This is a genomic window from Solitalea lacus, assembly GCF_022014595.1.
GTDB classification, from domain to species: domain Bacteria; phylum Bacteroidota; class Bacteroidia; order Sphingobacteriales; family Sphingobacteriaceae; genus Solitalea; species Solitalea lacus.
This window is the reverse complement of record NZ_CP091740.1, coordinates 2,821,275-2,844,739: the sequence shown is the minus strand read 5'-3', so window position 1 is coordinate 2,844,739 and position 23,465 is coordinate 2,821,275. Positions and strand designations below refer to the sequence as shown.

The window sequence follows — 23,465 nt, the reverse complement described above, 5'->3', positions numbered from 1 at the left end:
GAAATTATTTTAAAATATTTTAGCATAATTAATAAAAAAACGTACTTTTGTGCCGGGTAAGTCTTGTACGACCAGCTCCCGTTGAACTCCCCCAGGTTCGGAAGGAAGCAAGGGTAGATGGTTGTAGCGGTGCGATATAAGGTGCTTACCCATTTTTTTATTTTATGGCAAGCGCAAAATCCTCTAAGCCAATAATTCCAACATTTCAAATAAGCAAAATCTCATATTTTAAATAATAATGAAGTTTTTCATCGATACAGCCAATTTGGCACAAATTAAAGAAGCTCAGGATTTAGGAGTATTAGACGGTGTAACCACAAACCCTTCATTGATGGCCAAAGAAGGAATTACCGGCGAAGAAAACGTAATGGCTCATTACAAAGCAATTTGTGATTTAGTAGATGATAACGTTAGTGCCGAAGTAATTTCTACCGATTTTGAAGGTATGATTGAGGAAGGTGAGCGTTTAGCAGCTATCGACAAGAAAATTGTTGTTAAAGTTCCAATGATCGCAGATGGTGTTAAAGCATTAAAATACTTTTCTTCAAAAGGAATTCGTACAAACTGTACATTAGTATTCTCTGCTGGTCAAGCTTTATTGGCTGCAAAAGCAGGTGCTACTTTTGTATCTCCATTCTTAGGTCGCTTAGACGATATTTCAACTGACGGTTTACAGTTAATTGAAGACATTCGTTTGATTTACGATAACTACGGATACGAAACTCAAATTTTATCGGCTTCAGTTCGTCACCCAATGCATATTATTGAATGTGCTAAAATTGGTTCTGATGTAATGACCGGTCCGCTTTCAGCTATTAAAGCATTGTTAAAACACCCGTTAACTGATATCGGTTTACAACAATTCTTGGCTGACCATGCAAAAGCTGCAGCAGCAGCAGTTAAATAAGCCTGTTTTAATTAATTATAAGTTTAGTAATATGAAAGTCGGCCTATAAAGCCGACTTTTTTCGTAATTCTGAAATTTGTGATAAAAAATACTTAAAAAAACTAATACTGATATTTATAAACTTATTGATTATGACTATATTAGGTAGAAAGTACTTGCTTCATGAAAAAACATTTAATCTACTCTCTCTCATTGTTGTTGTTTGGTGTGATAAACAATAGCAATGCTCAAGTTATTTATGAGCCAAATTCATATAAATTGGATGCTCAAACTTTCCTAAAATCACCGCCTCTGAAGATAAGTTTCTTAAATGCAACCTCGCCGTTAATGAAGGAGAAGGGGCAAACAGCCAAAGAGAAGATAGAAAATAAACCTTGGTTTGTAAGTAAGTTCTCCGTTACTGGAGGAGGTTTCTTCCCTATTAATAATACTAAGGTTCAAGTAGGAGCTTCTGACGGTTCAACAGGAACAGAGATTGATTTCGAAGACGATTTAAATCTTAATAAGAATACACAAACCTTCCTTTTGGGATTTAGTACTCATTTAGGAAAAAGGCATAAGCTCGAATTTAATTATTTCACGATCCATCGGAGTTCATCTGGAACTCTTGACAAAGAAATCCATTTTGGAGACAGTATTTATCCTGTAAATGCAAATGTTGATGCTTTTTTTGATACAGATATTTTGAGGTTCTCTTATGGTTACGCGTTTATTTCTAATCCAAAAGTTGAGGCTGGTGCGTCCTTTGGTTTTCATTTGGTTAAGATGAATGCTGGTATTGCAGGGCAGGGAAATACCCAGGGGTTTAATGCAGCCACTGATTATGGTTTTACAGCTCCCCTACCCGATTTTGGATTATGGGGTGGCTATGCTTTTTCTCAAAAATGGGCTGTATTGGGAGAAATAGATTACTTTCAACTTAAAATTGAAGACATTAAAGGACAAATTATTGGAGCCAATTTGGCTGTTAAGTATAGGGCCTGGGAACGAGTTGGGGTAACTCTTGGTTATACAGGGTTTAATTTCAAAATAGATATGGAGAAAAACAGTAAGAAAGCAAACTTAAAGTGGGGATATAATGGGCCATCTATTTCAGTTGTATACCAGATGGGTACACAAGGGAAAGGGCCGTTATAGTTTCAGCTATTTTTTGTCACCCTTTTTATTGTGTTGATAGTAACCTAGTAGCAAGTTCACAAATTCATTATAGCTTCTTATGCCTTTTGGCTGATTGTTCGATTTTAAGAACCAGTCATAATACCATTCAATATAAGGCTCAACAGCATTTTCATATTTACGCCAAAAAGCACGGTATTCTTTAAGGTCTGCCCTGACCCCCTTATTTAAACTTAAATAACATTGTTTGCGTGCTACTGAGTCCAATCTCCCCAATTCTGATGCGGTGTATATGAAAGCCTCAAGCTGAGCTGAGTATTTAAAGAAAGAATTGTTTGTTTTCAGGGCGGTCAGGTAACCAACAAAATTAGCTTCTTCTTCAGCAGAGATCCCTGTTTGGTGTGCTATTTCATGGCAAATGGTAAAAGGTTGGGTAAATTGAGGAGGGTTGGTATTCACCTGCGCTTCACCCGAAAACGGGTTGTAATAACCAGCAATTCCGGCATAATTCATCAATATATTATAAACCGATGTTTTTGTAGAAAAATAATTGATCGAAAATGAATCCGGTTGTTGGTAACCCCGTTGAGCGATTGCATATAGCTCCTGGGCTCCTTTGTTTGATCGGTATTGTTTTAAAGAATCGCCGGTGAGCTGTAAATGAGTTTTATTTACTTCGGCAGCTAAAAATTGAGCTAGTTTATGTAATTGCTCTTTGTCTCCCCTTTCAGTATTGAGATTAAGTTGTTCACTTAAGGGCTGTCTGAAATAATTAAACCCCCATAAAAGTTGAAAGATTAGGTAGGCTAAAATTATCCATGAAAAACTGTTCAAAAAGCCTAAACCAATAACCGAAAAACGGTTTTCTTTCTGTTTTATTAAGTGTTTTATATAACGAATGATTCCAATTAAAGCTATTGAGATAATTATCGTATAAAGTATGTCTCCAAAACTAAAAGGCAACCAGCCTGTGATTAAACGCTGCACAGTAGAAATAGCTTTATACAAATGCTCATGGTAAATATGATCGATAAAGAATGACCATCTAGATAATATTCTGAACAAAGTGAATATTAAAAGCAATGTCAATACTTTGTAACAAGCTATTTGAAACTGTTTAGACATACAATCAGGCGGTAATTAAGTGCATAATTTCTGAAATTGGTTGATCACTATCAATTAAAATTCCTGTAACACCAGCATTTTCTCCTGCTATAACATCCCGTTCACGGTCGCCAATAAAGTATGATTTTGTTTTATCAATATTAAACCGTGCAATAGCTTTTTCCAGTAGTAAAGATCCTGGTTTTCGACAAAAACAACTGCCTGTGTATTCAGGGTGATGATTGCAGTAGTAAATTTCAGCAAATTCAATACCATGCTCTGCATAAATACGTCGTAATTCGGTGTGCATGCTTTGCAAAGTAGCTTCGGTATACCAACCTTTTGCTAACCCTCCTTGATTGGTCACTACAATCAGTAAAAATCCCCTGTCACGAAGAACTTTCAACGGCTCGAAATTGTGCTCCAGAACTTGAAAATCATTCAACGTACAAACGTAATCACCTAGTTCTTTATTTAAAACGCCATCTCGGTCGAGGAAAACTGCCTTGTTCATATTGCTTGTTAAATTGAATTTGATTTTGTTGGAGGAATAACATTATTCTTCCTTAAATCCCTTTGCAAATATGATGATTTAAAACTTTATTTATTGTTTCAACCATAAACCAAACTTCATGGAATATTGGTTTTTGCCAGTAGTATTGAACTTTAAGCAACGTTTTGTAACTACAAAGAATTAAATATCTTTACTAAAATAGATAACCAAGAAACCTGATTACTTTCACTATTGAAACCAACAGATATTAAGTTGTTTACATGATTTTGTAGTGAAAGAAAACAAAAATTAAAACATGCAAGATTCTACACCTCAGTTTAAGCCTTATGTTGCTGCCAGCTCTGATTTGGCCGAGTTTACAGTCAAGTCCATATTATTGGGCGGAATATTTGGTATTATTTTCGGAGCAGCCAATGTGTACCTGGCTCTTAAAGCCGGTCTCACTGTTTCTGCATCCATTCCGATTTCAGTAATGGCCATTTCGCTGGGTAGAAAACTTTTTAAGACCACTATCCTGGAAAACAACATTATCCAAACAACTGGCTCTGCAGGCGAATCTATTGCATCTGGTGTGGCTTTTACCTTGCCTGCATTTCTGTTTCTGTCCATTGGTGATGGAGGAAAAAGTGTTGGTGCTGATTACTTTAATTATCTTACCATATTTACCTTAGCTGCAATGGGTGGAGTTTTGGGCACCTTAATGATGATTCCATTGCGCAGGTCGCTAATTGTTAAGGAGCATGGAAATCTTCCCTACCCTGAAGGTACAGCATGTGCATCGGTATTAATTGCCGGTGAAAAGGGCGGCGACTTTTCTAAAACGGCTTACCAAGGTCTAGGGTTTGCCATTGTTTATGCCGTATTTCAGAAAATATTCAATCTGATAGCTGCTGTTCCTACATGGGCCACTAAGCAAACTGATAAATTTTTTCCATCCGCTACCGTTAATGGTGAAATTACTCCTGAATACTTAGGAGTGGGTTATATTATAGGTCCCCGTATTGCAGGGGTATTAGTAGCAGGTGGTGTCCTTGCTTGGTTAGGTTTGATTCCTTTGCTTGCATCATTGGTTCCAGGTGAAGCTATTGCAACGCAATTAATCAAGTTGGGTTACATGAAGGATTTAGCTACTGGAGGAGGCGATTTGGGTTGGAATCCTGTTAATAAAACTTTTGAAGATACCGCATCGGCAATTTATTATGCTTATGTACGGCAAATTGGTGCTGGCGCAGTGGCCATAGGAGGTTTAATGACTTTGTTAAAAAGTATTCCAACTATTATTCGCTCATTTAAAGAAAGTATCGGGTCATTGAAGGATCGTCAATCGGGCGATGGAATTTCAAGGACAGAGCGAGACCTTTCTTTTAAAGTGGTCATTATTGGTAGTGTTATTCTGGTATTATTGGTTTTGTTTATGCCTCAAATACCTAGCAGCTCTTTAATAGGTAAGTTGCTGATTGGGGTTTTAGTAATTGTATTTGGGTTCTTTTTTGTTACCGTTTCAAGTCGAATTGTAGGTCTGATAGGATCAAGCTCCAACCCTATTTCGGGTATGACCATCGCAACTTTGATGGGTACATGTTTAATTTTTATCAGCATCGGTTGGACTGGAAAAGTTTTCGAGCCAATGGCTTTGGTAATAGGTGCTATAATTTGTATTGCTGCTGCCAATGCCGGGGCTACTTCTCAGGATTTAAAAACCGGATTTATCATAGGAGCAACTCCTAAATATCAGCAAATAGCGCTGTTTATTGGCGCAGTGGTTTCCTCAGTCGTTATTGGCGCCACAATCAAAATGTTGGATACCCCTACTGAGGCGGCAATGCGAGAAGGAGTTATGCATACTATCGGTACTAAAGCTTTTCCTGCTCCGCAAGGAACATTAATGGCTACTTTAATTCGTGGTTTGTTGTCATTTAATCTTGATTGGCAATATGTTTTAGTGGGGGCGTTTTTATCCATTACAATTGAGTTGTGTGGGGTTAATGCATTATCATTCGCTGTAGGAGCTTATCTGCCCTTGTCTACTACCCTGCCAATTTTTGTAGGTGGGGCAATTAAAGGATTGGTTGATTGGAAAATGAAGAAGGAAAATCGCCATGAAGACGAAGAATTAGGAAAAGGAAGTCTGTTTGCTACCGGATTGGTTGCCGGAGGAGCTGTTGCAGGAGTGTTAATTGCCTTTGCGCAGGTTTTATTTGAAGAACAATTAAAAGCAGTCAGTTGGCAGGATTCATTAACAGCTGCTCTAGGTTCTGGAGGATATCAGCTGTTGGGAACACTGTTGTTTGCTTTTATGGGGCTAGTTTTATATCGTATAGCTATGAAAAGAGATTAATAATTTGAACATATATTGAAAAAGGCTGTTTAAAAAATTAAACAGCCTCTCTTCTTATATTTTACTTACTTTAATTATTCTCACTGGGCAAGCATTAGCAGCGATTTCTACCTGTTCAAAAACAAAATCATGCGGAACGCGTACTGTATGAAATCCCTTTTTATCAACTGAGTGCAGTAGGTTTGACTTTCCATCCTTTTTCGACATTCGAAAATGCTCCGGATCAAGTTCTGCGCAATAATTACAACCAATGCACTTTTCGCGTTGCAGCGTAATAATAACCATAATGTTTTGTAATCACACTTTAACTGTGTGCAACCTCGCTCTATGCTTCTACTAACTTATATAATTTATCAGACTTACGGATTTTAAAATCAAGAGGTATAGTAACCTGATCGCCTTTTACAGCTTGTTCAGCAAATACATCATTAACCATCAGTTTGTCAATGTCAAATTCTTTAACCCCTGTAGTAGGTCCGGTAATTAACATTTTATCACCTACTTTAATGTCAAATGCTTCAAGTTTAAATTGAGCAATTCCGGCTTTGGTAAAGTAATGTTCTCCAGTTCCAACAAACAATTTTTTACGAGTCGCATGTGATCCGGGATGATCCTTTGTCCATTCTCCTAGCTCCTGGCCCAAGTAATAGCCACTCCAGAAACCACGATTATAAACTGTTGCCAATTGCTCCATCCAGTTATCAACTTTTTCTTTAGAGTAGCTATCCTCTTTATAAGAGTCAATAGCCTGGCGGTAACATTTTATAGTTGTAGCCACATAATCGGCAGCACGTCCACGTCCTTCAATTTTTAATACACTCACACCTGCATCTAATACTTTATCAAGGAAATTGATAGTGCATAAATCTTGCGGCGACATGATGTATTCGTTATCGATTTCTAACTGAATTCCATCTTCATCAGTAACCACATATTTTTTGCGGCAGTTTTGGCGACAGGCACCTCTGTTTGCAGAAGAATTATGAGTGTGCAAACTTAAATAGCATTTTCCAGATACGGCCATACAAAGCGCCCCATGACCGAAAATTTCAATTTCAACCAGTTTACCAGAAGGGCCTTTGATCTGTTCTTTTTCAATGGCATCGGTGATTTTTTTCACCTGATTCAAACTTAGCTCACGACTTAAAACAACCGTATCAGCAAACAGGGCATAAAACTTAACAGTTTCAACATTAGTAACGTTAACCTGTGTTGAAATATGTACTTCCATGCCAATACTGCGCGCATGTGCAATAACAGCATGGTCAGCGGCAATAATTGCCGTAATTCCGTGTTTCTTTGCTTCACCCACAATGTTTTTAACCATATTCATATCATGGTCGTAAACAATTGTATTTAGGGTGATATAGGTACGAATACCTTTGGGTTTACAGCGGGCAACAATTTCAGGAATATCCTCTAAAACAAAATTAATAGATGATACAGCCCTCATATTCAACTGCTCAACACCGAAGTACACCGAATCTGCACCATTGTCGATAGCAGCCTGCAACGATTCGAAATTACCGGCGGGAGCCATCAGCTCTATATATCTGTTAGTATTCTGCATTACAAAAAAATCAGCCTGCAAAGATAGTTGTTTTCACTCGTAATTGGAAGATGGTTAGTGAGTAATACGATTTGTACACCGCAAGCTGGGAATTGCAGAAAACAAAAAGGGATTTCATTGCAGAAATCCCTTTTTAGATAAGATAAATCGAATATTATTAGTGAGCAGCCGCTACCGCTTCCTGTTCATAATCAATACCCTGCGCTTTAAGGATACCTTTTACACGAACGGCAAAGAATGCAAGATAAGCAAAACAAACAACGGCAATCCAATATGACTGGTGAATACCTATACTGCTATCGGCAATAGCTCCCTGAACTAATGGAATGATTGCCCCGCCTAGAATCATCATAATTAAGAACATTGACCCCTGGCTGGTGTATTTACCTAAGCCAGCTGTAGCCAAAGCAAAAATACAAGGCCACATGATAGAACATGCTAAACCACCACTGATGAAGGCAAACTTAGCAACGGCGCCTTTTGCGAATAAACCAATTAACATGGCAACAACACCAAATAAAGCAAGAATCAAAAGCGTTTTTGCTGGTTTATCTTCACCTATAAAGTAACATACAATAAACAATACAATACAGAACGCATACGGATATAAATCACTGATAGGATGTCCGCCTAAATAATTTGCACCCAAAGCAACTGCAAAGGCAATGAAAGGAATGAAAACAGTCAAAATTTTATTGGTTGACGAAGAAAAATTAAATACTGAAATAGCACCTGTCCAACGTCCAATCATCAAACTGGCCCAGTATAATGAAATAAAGTGAGCAATTTGAGATTCTTCATAACCACCAAACTCAGGCAATTTTAACAAGGCGCCCATGTTACTCTGAATAGTAACCTCAACACCTACATAGATAAAAATACCGACCATACCTAAAACCAATTGAGGGTATTTCAACGCTCCTAAACCTGGCTCAATATGTTCATCGTGGGTAATTTTGGGAAGATTAGAGAACATGAAGAATAAAGCAACAGCAACAAACAGTCCCGCTAAAATCATGTACATAGTATTTACAGAGGTAATTTCTACCCTAGAAGCATCACCTCCTGGGCCTCCAAATAAGAAGTAACCAACAATAATAGGACCTACAGTTGTTCCAAATGAATTAACACCACCGGCAAAACTCAATCGGTTGGCACCAGATTTTGGTTCACCAAGTGAAATGGCAAATGGCTGGGCACAGGTTTGTTGCAGTGAGAATCCTAAAGCAATAACAAAGAAAGAAGCCAAAATGAAGGTATATGAGCCGGAGTTTACTGCCGCAATCATTAACAACGCTCCAAAAGCAGAGAAAAACAATCCGTAAATGATGCCCATTTTGTAACCTATTTTATTTAAAATATCGATTCCTACGATTTTATCAATAAGATATAAACCTAAAGAACCGAAGAAATAAGCAAAGTAAAATGCCCAGTCGATCAGCTGCGACTGTAATTGGGTCAACTCGAAATGTGATTTACAGAACGGTATAAATACCCCATTGGAAGCTGCTAAAAAGCCCCAAAAGAAAAATACCGTTACCAGCGTAAGAAACTGGGATTTGGTTGAACTACTGTTAGTCATGATTTTTGATTGTAAGTGTTTATCGAATAAATCAATGTTTGTTTAACGTCCCTAAAATTCCCCTTAGTTTATTCAGCATTTTGCAAATAGTCAAGGAAGATTTTAAAACTTTTGAAATTGCATGTTAACATAAATAAAAATTTTGCACAAATACTTCTTTACAAAAGTTCATATGGCTAATCTAAATACTATTTCTAAAAATCAAAAAAATAAATACTAGTTAAAACTAACCTCATTGACCGTTAAGGTATTAATTTAAAAGTAATGCTAAATCGATTTATTTGATCTGGAAGGATAGAATTAAAACGAAGGAAGGCTTGCAGATTGTCTGCAAGCCTTCCTTACGATTAGAAAATATAAAATCTTAGTTATACTTATGTTTTAAGCCAACTTTATGTCCTGAAACTGCAAAATACAAAATATATAAATAGCAAGGAATGATAGCGATAAAGTATGCTAATTGGAAGTTTAAGTGTAAATGATCTTCTAAAAAAGCATAAAATAAAGGCCAAATTGCACCGCCTGCAATACCCATAATCATAATTGCAGAACCTGTTTTTGTAAATTTTCCCAAGTGATTAATACCAAGCGGGAAAATTGCAGGCCACATTAATGAATTAGCTAATCCTAATAATGCGATAAAGATTACTGAGGTATATCCTGAAGTTACATAGGCAAGTACAGAGAATATAATTCCTAAAATAGCACAAATTCTTAATGCTTTCTGTTGTGAAATATATTTAGGAATTGCAACAATACCCAAAATATAGCCAATCAACATACCTGACAGCGTTAAAGCTGTAAAATATTTTGCAATATCAGCACTAATTCCCAATGCTTTTCCGTAAACACCTATAATGTCTCCAGCCATAACTTCGGCAGCTACATAAACAAAAATACAGAAGGCTCCTAAGAACAAATGTGGGAATTGAAATATGCTTTTGTGTTTAATTACCTCTCCGCTGGCATCATCAACAACATCCTCTTCCACCTGGACTTCAGGTAAGTTGGTGTATTTAATTAATACAGCAAATAAGCAGAACAAAACCGCCAAAACAATGTAAGGTGTGTTTACACGACTTAGAACTTCATTTAATAGCTGTTCTTTTTCTAAGCCTGTTGCTGCCTCAATTTTTTTCTCTACTGTTTCAGCGTTTTTCAAAAAAATACTACCCATAATGAAAGGTACAGTGATACCTGCTGTTTTATTACAGATACCAGCAAAACTAATTCGCTTTGCGGCACTTTCAATTGGGCCAATAATCGTTAAATATGGATTAGAGGCAGTTTGTAATAAGGCCAATGCTGCTCCCTGTACAAAAATTCCTGTTAAAAATAATCCAAATGTGCGGGTTTGGGCTGCCGGAATAAACATTAATGATCCCAAGCCTAATATTAATAATCCGACAATAATTCCATTTTTAAATCCAATTTTCTTTAAAATCCATGAGGAAGGTAAAGCCAAAAAGAAATAAGCCATGTAAGAGGAAAATGTTACCAAAAACGCTTGAGCATTTGTAAGACCAAACGAAAGTTTAAAAAACGGTATTAATGTTCCATTAGCCCAGGTTACAAACCCGAAAATGAAAAACAGCATACAAATAATCACAAGAGGTGAAAGAAAGCTGCTTGACGCGGACGTTTTCTTTTCCTCGGCAACAAGGGTTGAAGTAGAGATTTCAGACATTGTATAGTATCTTTTGGTTTTTAATGTTTATCGGCGCTAACGTAATTAAGTTTTTTCATAAATAAAACTAATTATTTAACATTTTTTAAATTGTTTCTTAATGAAACTGCATTCGTTTTATATTATTCTCAATTAATTAAGAAATTTATAATGCCAATTTATCTTTGCTTTTAATTTTAAATGTTGATATTTACGCCGTTTTGAATTTGAACTAATTAACTTTCCAAACTTGCATTAAGCTCGTTTGGATGCAAACCACTTTATAGAAATTACTATTTATCAATGAAGCCTACTTTACTAGTTTTAGCAGCAGGAATGGGAAGCCGTTATGGCGGCGTTAAACAAATTGACAAATTCGGCCCTAATGGCGAATGTTTAATGGATTATTCATTATACGATGCTGTTAAAGCCGGTTTTGGTAAAATTGTATTCATTGTTCGCGAAGAAATTGAACAAGATGTTCGAGATTTATTTGATAAGAACTTAAAACCACATGTTGAGGTTGAATATGCCATTCAACGTTTAGAGGAGCCTTCGGATATTATCCCTACTGGTATAGAGCGTGGTAAACCTTGGGGTACTGGTCATGCTGTACTTGCGGCTGCTGATAAGATTAATGAGCCTTTTGCAGTTATTAACGCAGATGACTATTACGGTCCTGAAGCATACCAAATTTTAGCCAAATATCTTTCAGGTGACTTAAAGGAAGGCGATTATTCAATGGTAGGCTACATTTTGAGTAATACACTTTCTGATTATGGATCTGTTTCTCGTGGTTGCTGCCAGGTTGAAAATGGTTTCCTTACAGAGGTAATTGAGCGTACTAAAATTGAACGCAACGGTACAGGAATTAAATATGATGACAAGAGCGGTAAAGGTGTTTTACCTGAAAGCACCGTTGTTTCAATGAACTTCTGGGGCTTTACTCCTGATGTGTTCGACCGTTTTAAAACTCGTTTTGCAGAATTTGTAAAAGAAAACGCTAGCGATCCTAAATCTGAGTTCTTTATTCCACTTCCGGTTCAGGAAATGATTGAAGAAAAGTCGGCACGTGTTAAAGTGTTTGAAACTAATAGTACATGGTTTGGAGTTACCTATACTGAAGACAAGGAGTTTGTAAGTAATTCGCTTAAAAAACTTATTGCTGATGGTGTTTACCCAGAGAAATTGTGGAATTAAGATAGAATAACTGAAACATATTATAAAAATTAGAGCCAAGCGCTACTTTGTAGCAACTTGGCTCTTATTATTTATGTTGTGTTGTTAGCTAATTTTGCTTTTGTTGCATTAATTTAATAACTGAATAATAAAAATGAGAGTTGTAGAAGAAATAGCCTTTCCAGGATGTAAAGTGAGTATTTTGGCGATGAACCAAAAGTTTATCATCAAATTTGAGAAGGGCAGTTTAGAACAAACTTATAAAGTAGCCGAAATAGACCTGATTTTTGGTTTGGATGATGTAAAGAAAATGCTGAATGAAGATTTTCTTACTAAAGTGATGGATCGCTTTCGCCAAATGGATGCAGATTTTGAGGAACAGCTGTCAGCTCTTTAATTGGCGTTAGTTTTTATAGATTTTAATACCCTACTCTATTTTTAGTACTTTTGATATATGGAAAATAAACTGATCAATCCGCGTTTTGCCGTGGTAACTTTAATGATAGTAATAGCGGCTATTACCCGCTTCTTACCACACCCACCTAACTTTACTGCTATTGGTTCATTAGCCTTATTTGGAGGTGCAATGTATGCAGATAAGCGATTAGCTGTAATTATGCCTTTGGCTGCAATGTTTATCAGCGACTTGTTTATCCCTTACGGGTTTTCACCTGCTGTTTATGCAAGTTTTGTAGGTATTGTTATTATAGGCTTTATGTTGCGCAATAAAGTTGGTGTTAAAAATGTTGTACTTGCAACTTTGGCTTCTGCAGTTTTGTTTTTTGTTGTAAGCAACTTCTTTGTATGGTTTGGCGGTACAATGTATCCTCAAACATTTGAAGGATTATTATTATGCTACACTGCTGCAATTCCCTTCTTTTGGAATATGCTTGCAGGTACCGTTTTCTTTAATCTGATTTTTTTCGGGGGATTTTATTTACTGGAAAAGCAATATCCGGCTTTAGCAGTTCGCTAGTTAAAGTTTTAAAAATATATTTTAGACGCCTTTTTAGCTAAAACTAAAAGGGCGTTTTTTTATGTCCTTTTATTGGGGGGTGCTTCAAAGTGTTTATTTACATATAATTATGCGTAGTGGTATTTGTAAATCAGGAGTAAATTGGTAAATTAAGACTTGTCTAACTACTTGAAAGAAGTTTACATCTGTTTAGCTGATGTTTTTGCTGAAAAATTTTAAAATCAAAATTTATGTTATGAAAAAGTTTATGCTCTTGTTGGTTGTAACCCTTGTTAGTTTGCAGGTTGCCAGCGCTCAAAACCAAAAATGGTCTGATTTGTCAAAAGAAGAAAAAATGATGAAAGCAAAAGCTTTTAGAGAAGACAATCAGAAGTATTTAAAAAATGAACTCAAAATGACTCCAACTCAATTGGAAGATATTGACAATGTGAATGTTTGCTATTTGTCAACCTTGGACAGAATTAACAGATATGCTAAAACTGAGGAAGACAAGGAAAAATTAGCTGAGTTTGCAACAGCTGCTCGAAGTGCTCAGTTAGATGCCATTATGGGTACTGAAAAACGGGATAAGTTTATGAATTATGTAGCGGAGAAGCTTAAAAAGTCAAATATTAAATTAGAATAAATAATAACCCAACGACCTTCCTCAGGAATAAAATAAACAGTGCTAAAGGATTAATACTTTTTAGCCTTTAGCACTGTAATAATAAACTATACTCTACTAGAAATCGATTATTTTCTTTAAAAGTTAAATCCAAACTTAATCACAGGGCCAAAAGTGGTAACATCATATAAAAGACGATCCTGACCGCTACCGCTAGAGTAATCAATATTGAATACGCGATATCCTGCTGTTAGCATAAATAGATTAGAGAAACGATAAGTGGCATACCCTTGCAGTTGCCATGCTAGATCAGAACCAAGACCAAAACCACCTATATTACCACGCAATTGAAATAACCATTTATCTAAAGGAAACATTGCCCTGGCAACAAGTGCGGGATCTACCCAGGTTTTGGAAATTTCGCGATTCAACTCACTAGGGCCTGTTGGACTATTTACTGTTAGGTTTGCTTCTGATTTAATGGCATTTAATATTGCTCCTGCTCCTACATCCAACCAAGGTAACACCTTATATAAACCATCAACTTCCCAACCTAATTGTCTGGCATCCACATCGCCAGAGGATATTATGGAACTGCTCGTTACATCTTCTCCAAGATCCATATAAAGTAGGTCTGAGCTAATAGTCCATTTATTATTTGTTGCTTCTGCATAAAGCATGGCTCCTAATTGCAGGTGATTGAAAATATCACCTGGGTTTTCATCAATATCTGCATCCGGTAAATTTCCTAAGCCTATTGTACCATGCATGTTGGGAAACAATATGTAGGGTTCAACTATATAATGCCATTTTTTGCCTTGGGCATGGGTTATCATGCTTGCAACACATAGTATAAGCAATAACAACCAATGACGTGAGGTACCTGGTAAATTTTCCATAGAAATAACGGTTTAATGAATGTTCACTTATCAAATTACCTTTTAATGCAAAGTTTGAGGCTTAGAACTTTTAAAATGATGGGATAAGGCAGCTAATGATTGGCCATAAGTGGCCTTGATTTTTGAATGTAATTTACTGATTTTTAGCTAATTAATAGATGTGTGTAAAGTTTGAAAATTTGTTTTTAGCAATAGAGCCAGATGTGAATACAAAACTGTAGAAAATGGTACAGCCTCTGTAAATGTATTTTACAGAGGCTGCACTAATATTAAATTAATTCAAATGTTGTTTTACCTTATTAGATTAATAATATTGATACTAAACATTATAAAATCCATTATTGATTAATAGGGTTTCCAATTGCTGTTCCTTAATACCGTAAGCTAATTTTAGTTGATCTATTTGAGCTTTAACTGTCCTTTGATTTTTATTATCCTTCATCTTACTACCCACAATCATAACATTTTTACGTGTATGCTCATTAGAGATAAACTCAAATACTTTTGATTTATATCCCTGTGATTCAAGTAATAAAGAGCGCAGTCCATCGGTAAGCATTTCGGCCTGTCGTTCTTCAAAAATTCCATGCTTTAAAACAGGGGTAAGTTCTGTTGAGCAATGAAGTTGTTTGCGGATTTGTTTATGACAACATGGTGCGCAAACAATAAGCTGGGCCCCTGCACTAATACCCTTATACAAGGCATCATCAGTTGCTGTATCGCAGGCGTGCAAAGCAATCAACAGGTCAATTTTTTCAGTTTTGTAATTCTCTATTCGTTCCGAAACAAAATGCAAATTTTTAAAGCCGCACTTTTGAGCGATGGAATTACAAAGGTCAACCAATTCTTTTCTTAATTCAATGCCGATAACTGTTGCATTTATACCCAGATTATTCACTAAATAATCATACAAGGCAAAGGTTAAATAGCCCTTTCCCGATCCCATGTCTATAACTTGGAAATCCTCTTTACTTATTGCTGCATTCTTAACCAAACCTTCAATAATCTCAATGTATTTATTGATTTGACGGTATTTATCAGCCATTGATTTTATAACCTGGCCCTTTTCATCAACAATGCCCAAATGCATGAGGTAATTAGCTTTGTCAGCTTCGATTAAGCGTTTTTTAGGTTGATCATGCGTTTGAGCCACCGATTGGGTAAAGGTTGGTTTTGATTCAATTATAGTAGCAACACGCTTTTTATTCAGTTTCAATGCAATGTCAGCCTGGGTGGTAAATAATATAGCCGATAGAAACGGATTGTTGATATATGACTTCAGAACCTCTATCCCCTCTTCAATATCATAGTTTTCAACCTTATCTTGAGTTTGAAAATGATAAGTGAGGGAAAGTTTTAGTTCTTGTTTAAGTTTAACCGGTTTAACGTATATGTTTAATAACTGGGTATTCCCAATAGTTTTAGCCAAAGTAAGCTTAGCAAACGTTTCGTTAGATAAACTTGTACGTAAATGATCAAAAAATGTATTGTAAACTACTGAATTATCCATCATCTGTAAAAAAGCAAAGTTAAGGTAAAATGAGTGAAATCGCTTTAATCTGCTATATATTGATTTTATACCTCAACTTAGGGGGCAAAATTAGCTTATCCCCCATTTTCTTGTAAAAGGAGCTCAACTAATAGTGGTAAACCGACACTAGCCTTTTCTTTAATGGTTTTGATATTTCCTGAAACATAAGGTGTATTAGGGTCGACCAAAAACTTAGGGCTTTCATATGGAACAAAGTCAATTAGTCCAGCAGCCGGATAAACTTGTAAGGAAGTCCCAACGACTGCAAACAAATCTGCCTCTGAACATTCACGGGCGGCAGGTTCAATCATCGGAACGGCTTCACCAAACCATACCACATGCGGCCGTAGCTGGGAGCCTTTTTCGCACTTCTCTCCCATTTTAATTTCATAACCTTCTATGTCATAAGTAAGGTTCGGGTCCAAACTGCTTTGTGATTTGGTAATGATGCCGTGTAAATGAATCACCTTGTTTGAACCTGCTTTTTCATGTAGATTATCAATGTTTTGAGTAATAATTACTACATCAAAATATTGTTGCAACTCGGCAAGAGCATAATGTGCAGCGTTGGGTTCTGCTTCAACAACCGCCTTTCGGCGCATATTGTAAAACTCTTGCACCAAAGCAGGGTTCTTACGCCAACCTTCAGGAGTAGCTACTTCATTGATGTCGTAACCTTCCCATAAACCATCACTATCCCTGAATGTTTTTAAACCACTTTCGGCACTTATGCCGGCACCTGTAAGTACAACTAGTTTTTTCATAATATGCTAAAATCACGACAATTTATTATTGATAAATTGAACTGACCAATGATTGTAATTGAATGACAATTTACTAACTGAACCGTAATCAATTGCCAATTTAAAAGCATTTTTTAATGGTATTCCCAAAACTTCACATAACCAGCTTCTGATTACTCCTGCATGAGTTATTATTACGATCTGTTTTTCTTGATTATTAATCAGTTCGTTAATGAAATCAACTGTTCGCCCATGTAATTGAACAAAACTTTCACCGTTTGGCACCTGAATGTTTACAAAATCTTCCATCCATGGATTTAATTCGGCTTGATTTATATTATTCCAGTCCTGAAGTTCCCAGTCTCCGAAGTTCATTTCCATTAAACGATCGTCAAATAAGACTTGGTTGGTAAGGTGGCTGGCTAAGGTTTTGCAACGTTTCAGTGGACTGGAATACAGAGTTTTATTTTGAGGGAGCAGTAAAGATAATTGCTCGCTCGTTTGTTGTACAGAATCCTGTAAAACATCCAGATCACTTTGCCCGTAACATATACCTTTGGCAATGTTTACCTCTGTATGACGGATTAAATAGATGTCCATAAGGTTGAAGCAAAAAACAAATAAATAATTACTTCAGCTAGCTGTTGGGTTGCCCCTAAGCAATCACCGGTATAACCATTAATCCATTTATTAAAATATCTACCCAGGTAATACTTTAACAATACTAAAGGCACAAATACAGCTAAGTACAACCAGTTGTTAAAATAATAACATACAATTAGTAATGGTAAAATACCCCAAAACATGGCAAGTAAAAGACTTCTAAATGGTAGCTTTTTAGCAATGGGTTTTGCCTTTGAGTCTTCGTTTTCTCGTGAATATTCGTGGGAATAAATGAATGACAAAGCTGTTGCACGACTTAATGAATGGGCCACAACTATTACAAAAGGCAAAATTGTAAGGTTTATTGCAGTTAAGCCAAAAAACTTGATGCTTAACATAAGGACAATTCCAATTACACCATAAGCTCCTACCCTGCTATCTTTCATTATTTCAAGGATACGCTGTTTAGTCCAGCCACCTCCAAAGCCATCACAAACATCCCCAAAGCCATCCTCATGAAAGGCTCCTGTAATTAAAATACTGCTGATTATGCTTATTATTACAGCAAGAGCGGGATTAAATAGCTGGGAAGAAAGCCAAAACGTAATTGCTGCTACCATACCCACCAGCCAACCGATAATTGGAAAATAAACAGTTGCCCGGTTTAAATATTCTTGCTGATGAGTAATCCATTTAGGGCAAGGAATTCGCGTGTAAAACATTATTGCTGTAAAAAACAAGTTAAGCTGAATAATCAATGCCCTTTTAAATGACGACTTGTCTGGGGTTGAATTAACTTGCTGTGAAAGCATTTGCTCAGTTTCTTGCATATGGGGTTTATGAGTTTGTCTAAAAATACTTTTAGCGTAATGCTTTATTGTCTGCCACTAAGTGGTAACATTGCTCACTCCTGCACTTTCAAAAGAAGCCATTTCGTTCATAAAGTTTACTGCTGATTGGATAATTGGATAGGCCAGTGCGGCGCCAGTTCCTTCGCCTAAACGCATATTGAGCTTTAAAATCGGCTCAGCATTTAAAAACTCCAGCATTAGTTTATGACCGCTTTCATCACTTTGATGGCAGAAAATGCAATATTCAAGTACAGCTGGATTAATAGCCTGTGCAATTAATAAAGCCGATGTAGCAATAAAACCATCAATTAAAATCACCATTCTTTCTTCAGCTGCTTGTAACATGGCTCCTGTAATTTGAGCAATTTCAAAGCCTCCAAAAGTGCTTAAAACCTCCATCGGCTGTTGAGGTTGATATTTACTAGCTGCCGCCTCCAGGACTTTGCATTTTTCAACAAGCTTTTCATCATCAAGTCCGGTACCTCTGCCTACGCATAAATTCAATGGGATTTCGGTTATTTTATGCATAATTACAGCCGCTGATGAAGTATTGGCAATACCCATTTCGCCAAAGCCAATAATATTACAGTTTGTTTGCGCAATTTCTTTAACCAATGCAGCGCCCCTGTTAATTGCCAATTCTGCCTCTTTTATTGACATTGCTGGTTCATTTGCAAAGTTTCTGGTTCCTTCAGCAATTTTCATATCTATCACCGAAGGACAATCATTAAAACATCCTTTTACGCCCGCATCAACAATCTTTAATTCAATATTATGCTGGCCTGAAAACACATTAATTGCTGCTCCGCCGTTGATAAAATTGAGCACCATTTGATATGTTACCTCTTGGGGGTATTTACTCACCCCTGATTGAGCAATGCCATGATCGGCGGCAAAAACTACAATATGGGGATTGATAAGTTCTGGATTAAGCGTTTGTTGTATGGCAGAAACTCTACAAGCTATAGTTTCTAGATTGCCTAATGCACCCAACGGTTTGGTTTTAAAATCAATTTTATGCTGAATTTCTTTATGCAAATCGTGATTAGGTTTATTAATAGTAAAGCTTTTCATGTTAAAAAATTAGTGAACAGGAATTAAATCGGTGAACCAAAAGCCATGTTGAAAAGTTCCTTCGGTTGTTTTTGTGCTGTAGGGTTTAAAAATCGTTTCGCCTATTTCAAAATTTATTGGTTTAGTAAAGATGGGGCCATCAAAACAAAAACTGTGGAATTCACCATTCTCACCGCAAGGGTCTACTGTTTCTGGCAACGAGTTTATATAAGTGGTATCAATCTCCTTGCCTGACTGTTCTTTATTTAGCAGTTCTGATTTTACGCAACAGATAATGGTTCGAAAACCTTTGTCAATAAAGTCTTTAACTAATGTACTTGTGTTCTTTTTCCAAAGCGGAAAACAACCTTGAAGGTCTGCTTTTTCTAATAGCTTCTCCCTGTAAATTTTCAGATCATCTAAGAAGATATCTCCATAAATAATGGTAGTAATACCTTCTTGTTTTAGCTGTTTAAATAAGCCAAGTAGTACAGTTTCATAATCTTCATTAGTACAGGTAGCCGGCACGTACATTTTTTTTAACGGAATGCCAATGCTCTGGGCTTGTTGGTCAAGTAGATCCTCTCGAACTCCATGCATTGAAATTCGTTTATATTCTTCATTGATAGTGGTAACTAAACAAGACAATTCAATTTGAGGATGATCATTCAGGATTTTGTAAAGGGAAAAAGCCGAATCTTTTCCTCCACTCCAGAATAAGGCTGCTTTCGTTTTTATCATTGCTATTCTTTTACCGTTAATGGTATGCCTGAAACCATTAATATTACTTTTTGCGCTTTTTGAGCAACATACTGATTGGCCAAGCCTTGTAAATCGGTAAACCTGCGTCCAATGGCAGTTTCTGCATGAACACCCATGCCTATTTCATTGGATACTAAAATAAACGTTCCGGCTTTTTCCATTAGTTGGTCAATTTCAAATTTGAACTGTGTAAGGCATGAATCAATGTTTTGCTTATGATCGATAAAAAAGTTGGTGAGCCATAGGGTTAAACAATCCACTACAACTGTTTTATTGTCAATTGGCAAGGAGCTTACAGCATGTGTTTCTTCAAAGTTTTCCCATTCTGGTCCGCGATCAGACTGATGGCGCTGAACTCTTTCTTTAAATTCATCATCCCAAATTTTGGCGGTAGCCACATAAACAGGATTATCGCTTAAGTTTTTTGCCAGATTATGAGCATACCTGCTTTTACCTGATTTAACACCTCCTGTTACGAAAATAATCATGCTGTTAATAACGAATTATATTTAAAATGAATACTGCGTCTTTGCACCTCGGCGGTAATGATAGATTAGGCCGTAGAGATGCGAAGACGCAGAGAAAATAATTTATCAGCCGAACTGACAAGTTATGCTTGATGAGCCAATACTGGAAAACGGTATTTTACCAGCTCAAACCCACCAAATAATAGAGCACAATAAATGAAGTTAGCCAAAATTGATGTGTTTAAATATGGTAAACCGGCAATGTAGCAGGTGGTAAGTCCTGTTAGATTCATAGGATACATAGTTCCTCCCGCCCAAACACCAAAATTGGTAATAATGAAGAACAATAACCCTGATGCAACTGCACATGCTGCAATGTTTAAAGCTTTTGGTTTTTTAATAGCTATTGAGGCTATAATAACCATTAATATATAGCATCCGTATTGCCAGTAGAAACCATCATAAAAGGGAACGATTTTGTGGTAAAACTGAAGGTTTACAATTTGGTCGCTAATCCAAACAGCAATTAACGGACTGATAAACCCAAGCCAATTGCGGCCAAAATATGCGCCACTGAAAATGGCTATAGCATCAATTGGAGCAAAACCATGGGTCGGGAATAGATAAATTCTGCTAATCAGCGCCAAAGCAATAAAGCTAAGCAGTGCAAAAATGCGTGGTTTGTTGTTCATAATATACAGATTTAGATTATTATAGACTTAGACTTAAACCGGTGCTAAAGTTAAATCCGCGAGTGTTGTATCCTGTTATTTCAACATACTTCTCATCGGTTATATTTTTTATGTCAGCAAAAAGTTTAAGCTTTTTTAACAGTTTATATTCTGCGTAAGCATCCAATAATGCATAACTTTTTAGTGTAAGATTGGTTGACTGATAAGTATTTGAATCGAAATACGGATCAATACGTTCACCGGTAATTTTTAAGTTAGTTGAGACAAAAAAGTTATCGTTAACCTTGTAACCTAAATTTAATCCAAAACTGTTACGTGGACGACGGTAAAGGTTATTAAAAGTAGCATTTTGTGTGGTAACTTTTCCATAAACTAAAGAATAAAAAGCCTTTAAAGTTAAGTCTTTAACAGGTATAACTTCAGTTTCAACTTCCATACCACGATCCTTTTGTTTGTTGTAATTCACATATTTATTTGTAAAGGCTATCACATCTTTACCATCACGTCTGAATGCGTTTAACCCAACTTTAACCGTTCCATCAGAAAATACAGTTTGGAAACCAGCTTCATAGGTAGTTGCCTTTTCAGGACTCAGATTTTTATCCCCATAAATTGAATACAGTTGGTAAAGAGAAGGTGCTTTAAAGGCTGACGAAATATTTACAAAAAGCTTGGTGTTTTCATCAACCAAAAAAGATGGATTTATGGTGTAAGTAAAGTTATTTCCGTAAATAGAATGATGGTTAAATCGAGCCCCGCCTTCAAAATTAAAACCATATAGATTTTTCAGGAAAAATGAAGCGTATACACTGGCAATAGAGTTTTTTGCTGAATCACCATTTAGCTCTGACGTAGATTGCCAGTAAGGGCTTATGTATTTGCTAATCTGATTGGTGTTAGCAAAATGGTAGCTAGTTCCTGTTAAAAGCTCAATATAATTAGAAAGGTTAAACTTACTATAAACTTCTGCATTATGAAGCTGACCTTTCATATCGCTTAAACTATATTCTTGTGGGCCTGTAATGCTATCGTTCAGGAAATAACGCTTTACATTATTGTAGCTATAATTGAAAAACAGGTCGGCTGAATTGAGTTTTAAATTACTTGTAAAACCACTAGCAAGTTCAGAGGATTTCCCTTTATAATCTTTATCATCGGTAAATGCGCCATAATCGATCATCGTTTTTGAGTCACTGTATCGTACAAATGGTCTTATCATTAAATTTGATGTAGCAGCCCATCCTAAATTTGCATTAATTGCTTTTAGATGAAAATCATCATTGTCAAATTCTCCGGTATCTCCAAATTTTTGAGCGCTTGAAAAACCTTTGGAATCTTCGTTAGTAAGAGAAAAGTTGTAATCTACTTTTTTAAAGCGTCCATTTACACCTAAGTTTTGTTTAAAAGTATTGTAACTGCCCCCTGTTAAGAGTGCATTTAAACTTACAGGCTTATCTCCACCTTTTTTTGTAATAATATTTATTACACCTGCCATTGCATCCGAACCGTATAAGGTTGAATGTCCGCCGCGTAAAATCTCAATATGGTCAATCATTTCCAAGCTGATTAAATTCAGATCATAATCATTTGAAATTTGGGAAGGATCATTCACCGGAATTCCGTCAATTAAAATCAGCACGTAACCGCTTGGGGCTCCACGAAGAAAAGTTGAAATATTTATGCCACGGTTAGAGTTAGCTCCATTAAGAGTTAAAGAGGACTGAATATTCAGTAGGTCGTTAATGTTTTTACCTCCGCTACGTTCTAACTCTTCTCTGGAAATGATAGAAACTACTTTTCCGGTCTCAGATGATTGTTTGGCAAATTTAGTAGCTGTAACGTTAACTTCGTCCAGGCTTAACTTCTTGTCCTGGCCAAATGCTGTTAATGAAACGGCAGTAAGCGTCAGTAAAGTAATTGTTTTTTTCAATTTTGATAGTTTATGAGTTGAAGAAGCTCATAACTAACAAGGAAAGTAAATGGAAATACGCTAGCAGTATTCACATTCCAGCTTTGGTCCCCGAAAGCTATGAAATAATTATCGAGCATTGGCAGGTCTTCTGACTTACTCTTTTCTTGCAGCGCCTTCCCGTTGTTGTGTGTTCAACAGTGGCTTGTAGGCCGAAGAAATTTTTACTCTTTAATTCAATGAATACTATTTAAACAATGAACTATAAGTAATTGAGTTTACAGCAGCGGGCCTGTTCAGGATTTTCACCTGATTCCCTTTTAATTGCGTTTCTGAGTAGGGTAAAACGCAAACCAAATGCAATGCAAAATTAGGATTTGCTTTTATAAATTGCAAAAG

23 protein-coding genes, 1 other RNA gene and 1 riboswitch are annotated in these 23,465 nt (G+C 36.4%); of the genes, 8 read left to right on the top strand and 16 right to left on the bottom strand.

Translation table 11 applies throughout. From position 1 onward, the window contains the following. Positions 1–54: 54 nt before the first annotated feature. From ffs to L2B55_RS12235, 3 genes are all read left to right on the top strand, one after another. Positions 55–148, top strand: an RNA gene (ffs, locus tag L2B55_RS12245) — signal recognition particle sRNA small type. A 90-nt stretch (positions 149–238) separates the two neighbouring features. Further along, positions 239–907 (top strand): fructose-6-phosphate aldolase, encoded by a 669-nt coding sequence (fsa, locus tag L2B55_RS12240; protein WP_237846011.1) that lies wholly within the window; start codon positions 239–241, stop codon positions 905–907. A gap of 162 nt (positions 908–1,069) precedes the next feature. After that, complete coding sequence (locus L2B55_RS12235; RefSeq protein ID WP_237846008.1) at positions 1,070–2,044, top strand: hypothetical protein; 975 nt, start codon at positions 1,070–1,072, stop codon at positions 2,042–2,044. 6 nt (positions 2,045–2,050) lie between these two features. Here L2B55_RS12235 and L2B55_RS12230 read toward each other — a convergent pair whose 3' ends face one another. After that, positions 2,051–3,148 carry a DUF3810 domain-containing protein gene (locus L2B55_RS12230; protein ID WP_237846005.1) on the bottom strand — a complete coding sequence of 366 codons (1,098 nt, stop codon included), beginning with the start codon at positions 3,146–3,148 and terminating at the stop codon, positions 2,051–2,053. A gap of 4 nt (positions 3,149–3,152) precedes the next feature. After that, a complete protein-coding gene (locus L2B55_RS12225) occupies positions 3,153–3,641 on the bottom strand; it encodes a D-glycero-alpha-D-manno-heptose-1,7-bisphosphate 7-phosphatase (RefSeq protein WP_237846004.1) in 489 nt (162 codons plus the stop codon). A 295-nt stretch (positions 3,642–3,936) separates the two neighbouring features. On the opposite strand from L2B55_RS12225, the gene L2B55_RS12220 reads away from it, so the two are divergent. Beyond that, entirely contained in the window at positions 3,937–5,979 is a 2,043-nt protein-coding gene (locus L2B55_RS12220; protein ID WP_237846001.1) for an OPT family oligopeptide transporter, read from the top strand. A gap of 54 nt (positions 5,980–6,033) precedes the next feature. Here the strand turns inward: L2B55_RS12220 and L2B55_RS12215 are convergent, their stop codons facing one another. The 4 genes from L2B55_RS12215 to L2B55_RS12200 form a co-directional block, all read right to left on the bottom strand. Beyond that, complete coding sequence (locus L2B55_RS12215; RefSeq protein WP_103788451.1) at positions 6,034–6,264, bottom strand: ferredoxin; 231 nt, start codon at positions 6,262–6,264, stop codon at positions 6,034–6,036. A gap of 40 nt (positions 6,265–6,304) precedes the next feature. After that, positions 6,305–7,549, bottom strand: a complete 1,245-nt coding sequence (locus tag L2B55_RS12210) for a peptidase U32 family protein (RefSeq protein ID WP_237845999.1) — start codon at positions 7,547–7,549, stop codon at positions 6,305–6,307. A 157-nt stretch (positions 7,550–7,706) separates the two neighbouring features. Then, entirely contained in the window at positions 7,707–9,131 is a 1,425-nt protein-coding gene (locus L2B55_RS12205) for an MFS transporter (protein ID WP_237845997.1), read from the bottom strand. Positions 9,132–9,495: 364 nt separating this feature from the next. Continuing rightward, positions 9,496–10,818, bottom strand: coding sequence for a sugar MFS transporter (locus tag L2B55_RS12200; protein ID WP_237845995.1), 1,323 nt, complete (start codon positions 10,816–10,818; stop codon positions 9,496–9,498). Between the two features lie 282 nt (positions 10,819–11,100). On the opposite strand from L2B55_RS12200, the gene L2B55_RS12195 reads away from it, so the two are divergent. The 4 genes from L2B55_RS12195 (at position 11,101) to L2B55_RS12180 (ending at position 13,577) form a co-directional block, all read left to right on the top strand. Continuing rightward, positions 11,101–11,997, top strand: a complete 897-nt coding sequence (locus tag L2B55_RS12195; RefSeq protein WP_237845994.1) for a nucleotidyltransferase family protein — start codon at positions 11,101–11,103, stop codon at positions 11,995–11,997. A gap of 133 nt (positions 11,998–12,130) precedes the next feature. Further along, complete coding sequence (locus L2B55_RS12190; RefSeq protein ID WP_237845992.1) at positions 12,131–12,373, top strand: hypothetical protein; 243 nt, start codon at positions 12,131–12,133, stop codon at positions 12,371–12,373. A 57-nt stretch (positions 12,374–12,430) separates the two neighbouring features. Further along, positions 12,431–12,952, top strand: coding sequence for a DUF6580 family putative transport protein (locus L2B55_RS12185; protein WP_237845990.1), 522 nt, complete (start codon positions 12,431–12,433; stop codon positions 12,950–12,952). Positions 12,953–13,187: 235 nt separating this feature from the next. After that, positions 13,188–13,577, top strand: a complete 390-nt coding sequence (locus L2B55_RS12180; protein WP_237845988.1) for a hypothetical protein — start codon at positions 13,188–13,190, stop codon at positions 13,575–13,577. 116 nt (positions 13,578–13,693) lie between these two features. Here the strand turns inward: L2B55_RS12180 and L2B55_RS12175 are convergent, their stop codons facing one another. The 10 genes from L2B55_RS12175 to L2B55_RS12130 all read right to left on the bottom strand — a co-directional run bounded on the left by L2B55_RS12175 (position 13,694) and on the right by L2B55_RS12130 (position 23,087). Continuing rightward, positions 13,694–14,455, bottom strand: coding sequence for a hypothetical protein (locus tag L2B55_RS12175; RefSeq protein WP_237845986.1), 762 nt, complete (start codon positions 14,453–14,455; stop codon positions 13,694–13,696). A 319-nt stretch (positions 14,456–14,774) separates the two neighbouring features. After that, positions 14,775–15,968 (bottom strand): class I SAM-dependent methyltransferase, encoded by a 1,194-nt coding sequence (locus L2B55_RS12170; protein ID WP_237845984.1) that lies wholly within the window; start codon positions 15,966–15,968, stop codon positions 14,775–14,777. A 92-nt stretch (positions 15,969–16,060) separates the two neighbouring features. After that, complete coding sequence (locus L2B55_RS12165) at positions 16,061–16,750, bottom strand: SIR2 family NAD-dependent protein deacylase (protein ID WP_237845982.1); 690 nt, start codon at positions 16,748–16,750, stop codon at positions 16,061–16,063. A 12-nt stretch (positions 16,751–16,762) separates the two neighbouring features. Further along, positions 16,763–17,329 carry an alpha-ribazole phosphatase gene (gene cobC, locus L2B55_RS12160; protein WP_237845980.1) on the bottom strand — a complete coding sequence of 189 codons (567 nt, stop codon included), beginning with the start codon at positions 17,327–17,329 and terminating at the stop codon, positions 16,763–16,765. After that, positions 17,314–18,162, bottom strand: a complete 849-nt coding sequence (locus tag L2B55_RS12155; protein ID WP_237845978.1) for an adenosylcobinamide-GDP ribazoletransferase — start codon at positions 18,160–18,162, stop codon at positions 17,314–17,316. Before L2B55_RS12155 ends, cobC begins: the two co-directional genes overlap by 16 nt. A gap of 57 nt (positions 18,163–18,219) precedes the next feature. Continuing rightward, positions 18,220–19,257 carry a nicotinate-nucleotide--dimethylbenzimidazole phosphoribosyltransferase gene (gene cobT, locus L2B55_RS12150; protein WP_237845976.1) on the bottom strand — a complete coding sequence of 346 codons (1,038 nt, stop codon included), beginning with the start codon at positions 19,255–19,257 and terminating at the stop codon, positions 18,220–18,222. Between the two features lie 9 nt (positions 19,258–19,266). Then, positions 19,267–19,977: a Dph6-related ATP pyrophosphatase gene (locus L2B55_RS12145; RefSeq protein ID WP_237845975.1), complete on the bottom strand. Its 711-nt coding sequence runs from the start codon at positions 19,975–19,977 to the stop codon at positions 19,267–19,269. A 2-nt stretch (positions 19,978–19,979) separates the two neighbouring features. Then, entirely contained in the window at positions 19,980–20,486 is a 507-nt protein-coding gene (locus tag L2B55_RS12140; protein ID WP_237845974.1) for a bifunctional adenosylcobinamide kinase/adenosylcobinamide-phosphate guanylyltransferase, read from the bottom strand. 122 nt (positions 20,487–20,608) lie between these two features. After that, positions 20,609–21,157 (bottom strand): DUF6580 family putative transport protein, encoded by a 549-nt coding sequence (locus L2B55_RS12135; RefSeq protein ID WP_237845972.1) that lies wholly within the window; start codon positions 21,155–21,157, stop codon positions 20,609–20,611. A gap of 19 nt (positions 21,158–21,176) precedes the next feature. Further along, a complete protein-coding gene (locus L2B55_RS12130; protein WP_237845970.1) occupies positions 21,177–23,087 on the bottom strand; it encodes a TonB-dependent receptor plug domain-containing protein in 1,911 nt (636 codons plus the stop codon). 103 nt (positions 23,088–23,190) lie between these two features. Then, positions 23,191–23,440, bottom strand: a riboswitch (cobalamin riboswitch). Positions 23,441–23,465: the final 25 nt, after the last annotated feature.